The 12650-nt window shown below is 59.7% G+C and carries 9 protein-coding genes; 5 read left to right on the top strand and 4 right to left on the bottom strand.

The genetic code is table 11. The annotated features are described in order from the left end of the window. Positions 1 to 34 precede the first annotated feature (34 nt). Together L6D81_RS16795 and L6D81_RS16790 are read left to right on the top strand one after the other, a co-directional pair. Positions 35 to 319: a hypothetical protein gene (locus L6D81_RS16795; protein WP_230734898.1), complete on the top strand. Its 285-nt coding sequence runs from the start codon at positions 35 to 37 to the stop codon at positions 317 to 319. A 290-nt stretch (positions 320 to 609) separates the two neighbouring features. After that, positions 610 to 1047, top strand: coding sequence for an excinuclease (locus tag L6D81_RS16790; RefSeq protein WP_236181117.1), 438 nt, complete (start codon positions 610 to 612; stop codon positions 1045 to 1047). Here the strand turns inward: L6D81_RS16790 and L6D81_RS16785 are convergent, their stop codons facing one another. Beyond that, entirely contained in the window at positions 1048 to 1944 is an 897-nt protein-coding gene (locus L6D81_RS16785; RefSeq protein ID WP_236181116.1) for a LysR family transcriptional regulator, read from the bottom strand. 178 nt (positions 1945 to 2122) lie between these two features. On the opposite strand from L6D81_RS16785, the gene L6D81_RS16780 reads away from it, so the two are divergent. The 3 genes from L6D81_RS16780 to L6D81_RS16770 all read left to right on the top strand — a co-directional run bounded on the left by L6D81_RS16780 (position 2123) and on the right by L6D81_RS16770 (position 5330). Then, the gene (locus L6D81_RS16780) at positions 2123 to 3340 is read left to right on the top strand and encodes an MFS transporter (RefSeq protein WP_373874310.1); all 1218 of its coding nucleotides are present in this window, start codon (positions 2123 to 2125) and stop codon (positions 3338 to 3340) included. Positions 3341 to 3417: 77 nt separating this feature from the next. Further along, on the top strand, positions 3418 to 4689 hold the full coding sequence (locus L6D81_RS16775; protein ID WP_236181114.1) for an AAA family ATPase: 1272 nt from the start codon (positions 3418 to 3420) through the stop codon (positions 4687 to 4689). Next, complete coding sequence (locus L6D81_RS16770; protein ID WP_236181113.1) at positions 4686 to 5330, top strand: retron system putative HNH endonuclease; 645 nt, start codon at positions 4686 to 4688, stop codon at positions 5328 to 5330. Before L6D81_RS16775 ends, L6D81_RS16770 begins: the two co-directional genes overlap by 4 nt. A gap of 71 nt (positions 5331 to 5401) precedes the next feature. Here the strand turns inward: L6D81_RS16770 and hemE are convergent, their stop codons facing one another. From hemE to gltB, 3 genes are all read right to left on the bottom strand, one after another. Further along, complete coding sequence (gene hemE / locus L6D81_RS16765) at positions 5402 to 6469, bottom strand: uroporphyrinogen decarboxylase (protein ID WP_007952372.1); 1068 nt, start codon at positions 6467 to 6469, stop codon at positions 5402 to 5404. Positions 6470 to 6637: 168 nt separating this feature from the next. Beyond that, positions 6638 to 8056, bottom strand: a complete 1419-nt coding sequence (locus tag L6D81_RS16760; protein WP_007909438.1) for an FAD-dependent oxidoreductase — start codon at positions 8054 to 8056, stop codon at positions 6638 to 6640. Positions 8057 to 8089: 33 nt separating this feature from the next. Further along, positions 8090 to 12535: a glutamate synthase large subunit gene (gltB, locus tag L6D81_RS16755; protein ID WP_236181112.1), complete on the bottom strand. Its 4446-nt coding sequence runs from the start codon at positions 12533 to 12535 to the stop codon at positions 8090 to 8092. Between the last annotated feature and the right edge of the window lie 115 nt (positions 12536 to 12650).

The raw sequence follows: 12650 nt of genomic DNA, 5'->3' as shown, positions 1-12650 counted from the left end.
ACCCGCGCCTTTTACCTAATGGAGTTGTTCTGTCATGGATCGATACAGACCTATCACCGGAATTGACTGCGAAATACCTTCACTGCTGATCGACACTGAAGCACCACTGGACGTACTTCACGAAATAGCCGCCTACCGCATACGCACAGCGACACAGTTTCTCGAAAACCTGGCGTTCGCTGAGGGCATTTACAGCGAGTTGGCGAAGGTATTGGTCACATCGTTGCGCGATGGCTGCGACTTGTTGGATGTGATCGGGCGCAGATTGCAGGATGAGGCTTCGGCTCAGGAAGTAACGCAATCAAACCTTCAAAAATGACAAAGGGCGCCTTTCGGCGCCCTTTTACAAACAGATTCGCTTGTCATCGCCTCTCATCTGTTTGGCTCTGCGATGGCTGGTTGCCCAGGATTCTCGGAGTCTCACAAGCCCCTTTCGGCAACGCCGGCAGTATTGCCTGAAAAGGTACTCCCGACAGCGCTGGCATTTCGCTGCACCTTCGCAAGCACCATCTACACTCGCTCAAACAGGCCAACGCACAGCGCCTGCCGGAACGGCGAGCCCTGCCGGTCAAGTACTCGCCGTTCTCTTTCACCGTCAAGGAGACAACCATGCAAGCGAAAGCCCTGATCGCCGCCGCCCTTCTCGGCCTGCTGCCCGGTACCAGCCACGCCACCAATCTGATGTACATGCCGTTCGAAACAGTCGTGTCAGATGCGATGCGCGCCGGGCGGCTGGATGGCAGTGTGAAGTTTTATCTGATCGGCAACGGACCTCAGGGCACTCAGCGGTTGTTGCAGCGCGGGGTGGTCAGCGATTTGAAGACCAACGGTTTCAACAAGAGCGATCACGACTCCTGCGAGTGGGTGTTGCAGTCGAATCTGATTGCGCTGCAGGCCGAGGCCAAGCGTGTCGGGGCGAATGCGGTGACCAATATCGTCAGCTATTACGACCAGCATGTGCGCAAGGATCTGAACACTTACGAGTGTCGGGCCGGGGTGTTTGTAACGCGGGTGGCGTTGAAGGGGGATCTGGTTCGGCTGCCCTGATCAACCGGCTTCGACCTTGCGCGTGAGCAGTTCGACAAACGCCTTGGCCATCGGCGATTTCTGATCCTTGCGCTGCACCAGCCACACCGCCGTCACGGCCTCGGGATCGAGCAGCGGCCGATAGACCACGCCGTCGATGCGCATCCGCTGATACGAGGCCGGCATCACCGATACGCCCAGACCGGCTGCCACCAGACCGATGATGGTCATGGCTTCGCCGGCCTCCTGGGCGAAGTGCGGACTGAACCCGGCATCACGGGCCAGGCTGATCAACTGTGAATACAGACCGCTGCCGTAGCTGCGCGGGAAGAACACGAACGGTTCAAGCGCCAGTGCCGAAAGGAACAGCCCCTCTTCAGTGCCCTGCGCCAACGGATGCTTGGAGCTGAGCACGGCCACCAGCGGCTCGCGCGTGAGCTCGACCACGCTCAATGAATCCGGCAAACCCAGCGGACGCATGATGCCGACTTCGATCGATTGGTCCACCAACGCGTCGGCGACCATGGTGCTGCTCATCTCGCGCAGATTCAGGTGCACCGCCGGGAAGCGCTGGCGGAAGGAAAAAATCGCCTGGGGAATGGTCGAGTTGAATGGCGCCGAGGAGGTGAAGCCGATCTTCAATTCACCCAGCTCGCCGAGTTGCGCGCGGCGGGCCACGTCGGCCGCTTTATCGACTTGCGCGAGCACCAGCCGCGCTTCCTCCAGAAACAGTCGCCCGGCCTCGCTGAGCTCGACCCGACGATTGGTACGCTCGAACAGTCGCGCGCCGACTTCCTGTTCCAGCGCCTGGATCTGCTGGCTCAGCGGTGGCTGGGAGATGCCCAGCACCTGTGCAGCACGGCCGAAGTGCAGTTCTTCGGCGACGGCGATGAAGTAGCGCAGATGACGTAATTCCATGGGCACCCCATTAGGTCGTTAAAGCTATCAAACAGGTCGAACAATATATTGGATAGAAACATTAGCCAGCTATATGATTTTTTCATTGCCTGCCTGCCCGCGCCCTCCGAGGTCTGATGTGAAAACCGCCGTCGCTCCACTGGCCCATGAAGTCCCGCCCGCTGCGGCGGACGATGTGATGACCGAACTGCAAGAGATCTACATCGAAAAAGGCACGCCGGCGTTCATGCGCACGGTACTCGCGCTGTTCAGCGGCGGCTTTGCGACCTTCGCCCTGCTCTACTGTGTGCAGCCGATGATGCCGCTGCTGTCCCACGAATATTCGATCAACGCGGCGCAGAGCAGCCTGATCCTCTCGGTGGCCACCGGCATGCTGGCTTTCGGCCTGCTGATCACCGGTCCGATTTCCGATCGGGTCGGGCGCAAACCGGTGATGGTCGCCGCGCTGTTTGCCGCGGCGCTGTGCACCATCGCCAGTTCGATGATGCCGAGCTGGCACGGTGTGCTGATCATGCGTGCGCTGATCGGGCTGTCATTGAGTGGTCTGGCGGCGGTGGCGATGACTTACCTGAGCGAGGAAATCCATCCACAGCACATTGGTCTGGCGATGGGTTTGTATATCGGTGGCAACGCGATTGGCGGGATGAGCGGACGGTTGATCACTGGCGTGCTGATCGACTTCGTCAGTTGGCACACGGCGATGATGGTGATCGGCGGCCTGGCGCTGATCGCAGCGGCGGTGTTCTGGAAAATCCTGCCAGAGTCGCGCAACTTCCGCTCCCGCTCGTTGCATCCGCGCAGCCTGCTCGACGGCTTCACCATGCACTTTCGCGATGCCGGCCTGCCGCTGCTGTTCCTCGAAGCGTTCGTGCTGATGGGCGCATTCGTCACCCTGTTCAACTACATCGGTTATCGGCTGTTGGCCGCCCCGTACCACATGGATCAAGTGTTCGTGGGGCTGTTGTCGGTGGTCTACCTGTCGGGCATCTACAGCTCGGCGAAAATCGGTTCGCTGGCCGACAAACTGGGCCGCCGCAAAGTGCTGTGGGCGACCATCGCCCTGATGTTCGCCGGCCTCGCCCTGACGATGTTCACACCGCTGCCGCTGGTGATCATCGGCATGCTGATCTTCACCTTCGGCTTCTTCGGCGCCCACTCGGTGGCCAGCAGCTGGATCGGCCGTCGGGCGCTCAAGGCCAAGGGCCAGGCGTCGTCGCTGTACCTGTTCAGTTATTACGCCGGTTCGAGCATTGCCGGGACGGCGGGCGGGGTGTTCTGGCACCTGGCGGGGTGGAACGGGATCGGCCTGTTCATCGGCGCGTTGTTGCTGGTGGCGCTGTTGGTGGCGTTGAAGCTGGCGAAGTTGCCGCCGCTGGGTGGTGGCGAAAAGGTTTAGCCACAACTGCGCCCTAGCGGTAATCACGGGCCAAGGTACACTGACGGCATTCATCTGCTTTGGTAAAGGAAGCCAGAATGCGCCTGGACCGTCTCCACATTAAAAATTTTCGTTGCTACGAAGATGCCACATTCGACTTTCAACCAGGATTCAATCTGGTGGTGGGGGTTAATGGGAGCGGGAAGACTTCTTTGTTGCAGGCGGCGGCGGCATCCTTCCATGAATTTGGCGCTGTGATGGCATCAGACAGCCTCAAGTTAAATGACGAAAACGTTCGTTTTTTCATTGATAAGTTTGAAGGCCGCAGTCGCTTTGAGAGAAAGTTTCCGCATCTGATAGAAGCCAAAGGAAAACTGCTGGGCGCCTCTGAGTGGAAGATCATCAGACAAGCAATAGAATCGCCTCACCTCACAGACACGGGTGTTGCTGATGAACTTTTTGAACTGACCAACAAAATCAATCGACGAGAACAGATTGATTTACCGGTGCTTGCTTTTTATCGATCCAACCGCCGCTGGAAGGCCGCGGGTGTTTCTGCGGAGTCGGCAGCGCAACAAAAAATATCTCGTTATGACGGCTATTCAAACTGGCTGGATGCGGTCACCGATCTGAAAGACTTTGAGACCTGGCTGATCGGACGAACGCTGGATCGAATACAAGACATGCTGGACTCGGGATCTGCCAGTTCAGAATTCGACGATGAATTAGCGTGGGTAAATGCCGCTATTCAAATCGCGTTGCCGGATGTCAGAGATTTGCGTTACGACTTGAGACTACAAAGTCTGCTGATCGATTTTCACGGCGGCGTAACTGTGCCTTTCAACGAACTTAGCGACGGACAAAGAGGCATGATCGCGCTGTTCGCCGATATCGCTCGACGCATGTGCATTCTCAACCCACACATGGGCATGAACGTTCTGACTAGGACTTCAGGAGTAGTGATCATTGATGAGTTGGACATCCACCTTCATCCAGCTTGGCAGCGGAGTATCGCACCGGCATTAAAACAGGCGTTTCCCAAGGTCCAGTTCATTGCAGCCAGCCACTCCCCACAGATCATTGGCAGCCTCAGACCCGAAGAGGTCGTAGTACTAAACAATGGTGACCCATCTCACCCACAAGTAACTTACGGCCTGGATTCGAGCAGTGTGCTCGAAGAGGTCATGGGTGTTAAGCAGCGTGAGCCAGAGATTGAAAACCTCCTCTCTGAGCTCTTTTCAACATTGGAAGATAACGATCTAAAAAAAGCAAAATCGCAGCTTGCTGCGTTGAAGAAAAAAGCTCCTGACCTTCCAGAATTTGCAGGCGCAGAGGCTCTGATCAGGCGCAAGGAGATTCTCGGCAAATGAAGCGAGTGCTCAAAGGAACTGAACCCGCTTCATTTACAGATTGGAAAAACTCGGCGAACGAGGAGTGGAGTCCGACCTACCCCACTCTGCAAAACCCAGAGAAACGAGATCTGCACAACGCCCTTCTGCGGGAGCAAGGCTTCTTCTGCTGTTATTGCGGCCGGGAAATAGATGCTTCGACCAGCCATATCGAACACTTCAGACCACAAGAGCATTTCGAAGAGCTGGCGTTGGAGTTTCACAACCTTCATGCCTCCTGCCTGCGAGAAACCAAGCCCGGCAACCCGTTGCACTGCGGCCATAAGAAGGGCAACTGGTTCGACGAAAACCAACACATTTCTCCCACCGACGAGAACTGTGAAAAGCGCTTCCGATATCTGCGAACCGGCGAAATCCAGCCAAAAGATTCTGACGACCTTCCCGCCACAAAGATGATCGAGGTATTGGCGCTAGACATCGCCTACCTCAAAAATCGACGTCAGGACACAATCCGCCGCTTCTTCGATGATGAGTTCGTCATGCAAGTCAGCGAAGAAGAGCTTGAGCGGTTAGTGACGGCGATCAGAACTACCGCTATCCCCAATCAAAAGCCTTTCGACCACATCATCGCCCGCTACGCCGAACAACTCCTCGGTCGTTAAACACATCGCAAACAAAAACGCCCGGCATAAGCCGGGCGTTTTTGTTTTCTACCCTTAGAGCTGAGCGCCGATCACTCGTGATACTGCGCCGACAACTCGTGCACCGCACGCAGGAACGCGCCGGCGTGTTCCGGATCGACTTCAGGCGTGATGCCGTGGCCAAGGTTAAACACGTGGCCGCTGCCCTTGCCGTAGCTGGCGAGGATGCGCCCGACTTCGGTGCGGATCGCTTCCGGCTTGGCGTAGAGCACGGTCGGGTCCATGTTGCCTTGCAGCGCGACCTTGTCGCCAACGCGGGCGCGGGCGTTGCCGATGTCGCAGGTCCAGTCCAGGCCCAGTGCGTCAGCGCCGGCGTCGGCGATGCTTTCCAGCCATAGGCCGCCGTTTTTGGTGAACAGGATCACCGGCACTTTGCGACCGTCGTGCTCACGGATCAGGCCGCTGACGATTTTCTTCATGTAGGCCAGGGAGAATTCCTGATACGCCGCCGCCGACAGGTTGCCGCCCCAGGTATCGAAGATCTGCACCGCTTGGGCGCCGGCCTGGATCTGGCCGTTGAGGTACGAAGTCACCGACTGTGCCAGCTTGTCCAGCAGCAGGTGCATGGCTTGCGGGTTGTCGTAGAGCATCGCCTTGGTCTTGCGGAAGTCTTTCGACGAGCCGCCTTCGACCATGTAGGTGGCGAGGGTCCACGGACTGCCGGAGAAACCGATCAACGGTACACGGCCGTTCAGTTCGCGGCGAATGGTGCTGACCGCGTCCATTACGTAACCGAGGTCTTTGTGCGGATCCGGGATCGGCAGGGCTTCGATGTCGGCCAGGGTGCTGACGACTTTCTTGAAGCGCGGACCTTCACCCGTCTCGAAGTACAGGCCCTGGCCCATGGCATCGGGAATGGTGAGGATGTCGGAGAACAGGATCGCCGCGTCCAGTTGCGGATAGCGGTCGAGCGGTTGCAGCGTGACTTCGCAGGCGAATTCCGGATTCATGCACAGGCTCATGAAGTCACCGGCCTGGGCGCGGCTGGCGCGGTATTCCGGCAGGTAGCGGCCGGCCTGGCGCATCATCCACACAGGGGTGACGTCTACGGGTTGCTTGAGCAGGGCGCGGAGGAAACGGTCGTTCTTCAGGGCAGTCATGTCGGCATCCGGAAAAAAAGTGCGGGCATTTTCTCAGAGCGCGACGCAAAAGGCACGAATGCAGGTCAGCCTTTTGTCTATCGGGTCAATTTGTCGCGGTTTTCTCACAGAAAATCGTTCCCACGCAGACGGTTCGACGCCTCGACGTGGGAACGATCAGAGGAAGGTTTAGACGCCCAGGTAATCCAGGATCCCTTCCGCCGCATTGCGGCCTTCGAAGATCGCCGTCACCACGAGGTCGGAACCGCGCACCATGTCACCACCGGCGAAGATTTTCGGGTTGCTGGTCTGGTGCTTGTACTGACCCTGCTCGGGCGCAACGACGCGGCCCTGGCTGTCGGTCTGGATTTCGAACTGCTCGAACCACGGCGCCGGGCTCGGGCGGAAACCGAAAGCGATGACCACGGCGTCGGCCGGGATGATCTCTTCGGAGCCCGGGATCGGCTCGGGGCTGCGACGGCCACGGGCGTCCGGCTCGCCGAGACGGGTCTCGACCACTTTCACACCTTCGACCTTGTCCTCGCCAACGATGGCGATCGGCTGGCGGTTGTAGAGGAACTTCACGCCTTCTTCCTTGGCGTTTTTCACCTCTTTGCGCGAGCCCGGCATGTTCGCTTCGTCACGACGATAGGCGCAGGTCACCGATTTGGCGCCCTGGCGGATCGACGTGCGGTTGCAGTCCATCGCCGTGTCGCCACCGCCCAGCACCACGACCTTCTTGCCTTTCATGTCGACGAAATCTTCCGGCGACTTTTCAAAGCCCAGGTTGCGGTTGACGTTGGCGATCAGGAAATCCAGCGCGTCATAGACGCCTGGCAGGTCCTCACCGGCAAAACCGCCCTTCATGTAGGTGTAGGTGCCCATGCCCATGAACACGGCATCGTATTCGGCGAGCAGTTGCTCCATGGTCACGTCCTTGCCGACCTCGGTGTTGAGGCGGAACTCGATGCCCATGCCGGTGAAGACTTCGCGGCGATTGCTCAGCACGGTCTTCTCGAGCTTGAACTCGGGGATGCCGAAGGTCAGCAGACCGCCGATTTCCGGGTTCTTGTCGAACACCACCGGGGTCACGCCGCCGCGCACCAGCACGTCGGCACAACCGAGGCCCGCCGGGCCTGCGCCGATGATCGCGACACGTTTGCCGGTCGGTTTGACCTTGGACATGTCCGGGCGCCAGCCCATGGCGAACGCGGTGTCGGTGATGTACTTCTCGACCGAACCGATGGTCACCGCGCCGAAGCCGTCGTTAAGGGTGCAGGCACCCTCGCACAGACGATCCTGCGGGCACACCCGGCCGCAGACTTCCGGCAGGGTGTTGGTCTGGTGCGACAGCTCGGCGGCCTGGAGGATGTTGCCCTCGGCCACCAGCTTCAGCCAGTTCGGAATGAAGTTGTGCACCGGGCACTTCCATTCACAATACGGGTTGCCGCAACCCAGGCAGCGGTGGGCCTGGTCGGCCGACTGCTGGGGTTTGAACGGTTCGTAGATTTCCACGAACTCTTTCTTGCGTTGACGCAACAGTTTCTTCTTCGGATCCTTGCGCCCGACATCGATGAACTGGAAGTCGTTATTCAGACGTTCAGCCATTGTTAAAACCTCATCAAACTCTTCAGGCGCATATCACTGCGGGTTGGCACGGGTGCTGGAAAGCAACGACTTCAGGTTGGCAGCCTTCGGCTTGACCAGCCAGAAGCGGCGCAAGTAGTCATCGAGGTTCTCGGCGAGTTCACGACCCCACTCGCTGTCGGTTTCCGCGACGTACTCGTTCAGCACGTTCTGCAGGTGGCTGCGATAGGCTTCCATCGCCTCGCCGCTGATCCGCTGGATTTCCACCAGTTCGTGGTTGACCCGGTCAACGAAGGTGTTGTCCTGGTCGAGCACGTAGGCGAAACCGCCGGTCATGCCAGAGCCGAAGTTGTAACCGGTCTTGCCCAGAACGCAGACAAAACCACCGGTCATGTACTCACAGCAGTGATCGCCAGTGCCTTCCACGACCGTGTGGGCACCGGAGTTGCGCACGGCGAAACGCTCGCCGGCGGTGCCGGCGGCGAACAGCTTGCCGCCCGTGGCGCCGTACAGGCAGGTGTTGCCGATGATGGCGCTTTCCTGAGTCTTATAAACGCTGCCCTTCGGCGGCACGATGGTCAGCTTGCCACCGGTCATGCCTTTGCCGACGTAGTCGTTGGCGTCGCCTTCCAGGTACATGTTCAGACCGCCGGCGTTCCACACGCCGAAGCTCTGACCTGCAGTGCCCTTGAAGCGGAAGGTGATTGGCGCTTTCGCCATGCCCTGGTTGCCGTGCTTGCGCGCGATTTCGCCGGAGATCCGTGCGCCGATAGAACGGTCGCAGTTGCAGATATCCAGATCGAACTCGGCGCCGCTGAGGTCGTTGATCGCCGACGTCGCCATCTCGACCATTTTCTCGGCCAGCAGGCCCTGGTCGAATGGCGGGTTGCGCTCGACGCCGCAGAACTGAGGCTTGTCCGCCGGGATGTGATCGCTGCCCAGCAGCGGGGTCAGATCCAGGTGATGCTGCTTGGCGGTCTGGCCTTCGAGGACTTCCAGCAGATCGGTGCGGCCGATCAGCTCTTCGAGGGAACGCACGCCCAGCTTGGCCAGCCATTCACGGGTCTCTTCGGCGACGTAGGTGAAGAAATTCACCACCATGTCGACGGTGCCGATGTAGTGATCCTTGCGCAGCTTCTCGTTCTGGGTCGCGACGCCGGTGGCGCAGTTGTTCAGGTGGCAGATACGCAGGTATTTGCAGCCCAGCGCGATCATTGGCGCGGTGCCGAAGCCGAAGCTTTCGGCGCCGAGGATGGCTGCCTTGATCACGTCGAGGCCGGTTTTCAGGCCGCCATCGGTCTGTACCCGAACCTTGCCGCGCAGGTCGTTGCCGCGCAGGGTCTGGTGGGTTTCGGCCAGGCCGAGTTCCCACGGTGCACCAGCGTATTTGATCGAGGTCAGCGGCGAAGCACCGGTGCCACCGTCGTAACCGGAGATGGTGATCAAGTCCGCGTAGGCCTTGGCCACACCGGCGGCGATGGTGCCGACGCCCGCTTCAGCCACCAATTTTACCGAGACCAGCGCCTTCGGGTTGACCTGTTTCAGGTCGAAGATCAGCTGCGACAAGTCCTCGATCGAATAGATGTCATGGTGCGGCGGTGGCGAAATCAGGGTCACGCCCGGCACTGCGTAACGCAGTTTGGCGATCAGCCCGTTCACTTTACCGCCCGGCAGTTGCCCGCCCTCGCCCGGCTTGGCGCCCTGGGCGACCTTGATCTGCAGCACTTCGGCGTTGACCAGGTATTCCGGGGTCACCCCGAAACGGCCGGTCGCGACCTGTTTGATTTTCGAGCTCTTGATGGTGCCGTAGCGCGCCGGGTCTTCGCCGCCTTCGCCGGAGTTGGAACGCGCACCGAGGCGGTTCATGGCTTCGGCCAGGGCTTCGTGAGCTTCCGGCGACAGGGCGCCCAGCGAGATGCCAGCGGAGTCGAAGCGCTTGAGCACCGATTCCAGCGGCTCGACTTCACTGATGTCCAGCGGCGTGTCGAGGGTCTTGACCTTGAACAGGTCACGGATCATCGACACCGGACGGTTGTCCACCAGCGAGGTGTATTCCTTGAACTTGGCGTAGTCGCCCTGCTGCACGGCGGCTTGCAGGGTGTTGACCACGTCCGGGTTGTACGCGTGGTATTCGCCACCGTGAACGAACTTCAGCAGACCGCCCTGCTGGATCGGCTTGCGCGGACTCCAGGCTTCGGTGGCCAAGGCTTTCTGTTCGGCTTCGATGTCGACGAAGCGCGCACCCTTGATACGGCTCGGTACGCCACGGAAGCTCAGCTCGCAGACTTCTTCGGACAGGCCGATGGCTTCGAACAGCTGCGCACCGCGGTACGAAGCGATGGTCGAGATGCCCATCTTCGACAGGATCTTCAACAGACCTTTGGTGATGCCTTTGCGGTAGTTCTTGAACACCTCGTAGAGGTCGCCCAGCACTTCACCGGTGCGGATCAGGTCGCCCAGCACTTCGTAGGCCAGGAACGGGTAGACCGCCGAGGCGCCAAAGCCGATCAGCACGGCGAAGTGGTGCGGATCGCGTGCGGTGGCGGTTTCCACCAGGATGTTGGAGTCGCAGCGCAGGCCTTTTTCGGTCAGGCGGTGGTGCACCGCGCCGGTGGCCAGCGAGGCGTGGATCGGCAGTTTGCCCGGAGCGATATGGCGGTCGCTCAGAACGATCTGGGTACGACCGGCACGCACGGCTTCTTCAGCCTGATCGGCGACGTTGCGGATCGCCGCTTCGAGGCCGACGCTTTCGTCGTAGTTGAGGTCGATGATCTGCCGCTCGAAACCCGGGCGGTCGAGGTTCATCAGCGAACGCCACTTGGCCGGGGAAATGACCGGCGAGCTGAGGATCACGCGCGAAGCGTGTTCCGGCGATTCCTGGAAGATGTTGCGCTCGGCACCGAGGCAGATTTCCAGCGACATCACGATCGCTTCACGCAGCGGGTCGATCGGCGGGTTGGTCACCTGCGCGAACTGCTGGCGGAAATAGTCGTACGGCGTGCGCACGCGCTGGGACAGCACGGCCATCGGCGTGTCGTCGCCCATCGAGCCAACGGCTTCGTAGCCCTGCTCGCCGAGCGGACGCAGTACCTGATCGCGCTCTTCGAACGTGACCTGATACATCTTCATGTATTGCTTGAGCTGATCGACGTCGTAGAAAGCCGAACCGTGATCGTTGTCTTCCATGGTGGCCTGGATGCGCAGGGCATTCTTGCGCAGCCATTGCTTGTACGGATGACGGGATTTCAGACGGTTGTCGATCGCGTCGGTGTCGAGGATCTGCCCGGTTTCGGTGTCCACGGCGAAGATCTGGCCCGGGCCGACACGGCCTTTGGCAAGCACGTCTTCAGGCTGGTAGTTCCAGACGCCGATTTCCGAAGCCAGGGTGATGAAGCCGTTCTTGGTGGTGACCCAGCGCGCCGGGCGCAGACCGTTACGGTCGAGCAGGCACACCGCGTAGCGACCGTCGGTCATGACCACGCCGGCCGGGCCGTCCCACGGCTCCATGTGCATCGAGTTGTACTCGTAGAACGCACGCAGATCCGGGTCCATGGTTTCGACGTTCTGCCACGCTGGCGGAATGATCATCCGCACGCCACGGAACAGGTCGATGCCACCGGTGACCATCAGCTCGAGCATGTTGTCCATGCTCGAGGAGTCGGATCCGACACGGTTGACCAGCGGGCCGAGTTCTTCCAGATCCATCAGATCGTTGGTGAACTTGGTGCGACGGGCCTGGGCCCAGTTGCGGTTGCCGGTGATGGTGTTGATCTCGCCGTTGTGGGCGAGGAAGCGGAATGGCTGGGCCAGCGGCCATTTCGGCAGGGTGTTGGTGGAGAAGCGCTGGTGGAACACGCAGATCGCGGTTTGCAGGCGCTGGTCACCCAGGTCCGGATAGAACGCGGCCAGGTCGGCCGGCATCATCAAGCCTTTATAGATGATGGTCTTGTGGGAAAAGCTGCAGATGTAGTGGTCGGTATCCGCGGCGTTGGCCACCGACGAACGACGACGGGCGCTGAACAGCTTGACCGCCATGTCCTGATCGCTCAGGCCTTCGCCACCGATGTACACCTGCTCGATCTGCGGCAGGCGCTCAAGGGCCAGGCGGCCGAGGACGCTGGTGTCGATCGGCACTTTGCGCCAACCAATCAGTTGCAGGCCTTCGGCCAGGATCTCACGGTTCATGTTCTCGCGAGCGGCTTCGGCCTTGGCCGGATCCTGGTTGAAGAAGACCATGCCCACGGCATATTGCTTGGGCAGCTCGACGCTGAAGGCTTCCCGGGCAATGGCACGCAGGAAGGCGTCGGGTTTTTGAATCAGCAGACCGCAACCGTCACCGGTCTTGCCGTCGGCATTAATCCCACCGCGGTGGGTCATGCAGGTCAGGGCCTCAATGGCCGTTTGCAAAAGGGTATGACTGGGTTCGCCCTGCATATGGGCTATCAGGCCGAAACCGCAGTTATCCTTGAATTCATCTGGTTGGTACAGACCTGCTTTCATAGACACTTTCTCACCAGGCTGCCTCTTTACGAGGCAAATTTCTTTTCAATTCAACCACTTGCATCTCGCGCCGAACGTACGCCGGCTTTGCGGGGGCAAAAGGGTGGTCATTGTA

The organism is Pseudomonas sputi, assembly GCF_021603585.1.
In the GTDB taxonomy this organism is placed as follows: domain Bacteria; phylum Pseudomonadota; class Gammaproteobacteria; order Pseudomonadales; family Pseudomonadaceae; genus Aquipseudomonas; species Aquipseudomonas sputi.
The sequence above is the reverse complement of the archived record's forward strand: the minus strand, read 5'-3'. Positions and strand labels throughout refer to the sequence as shown.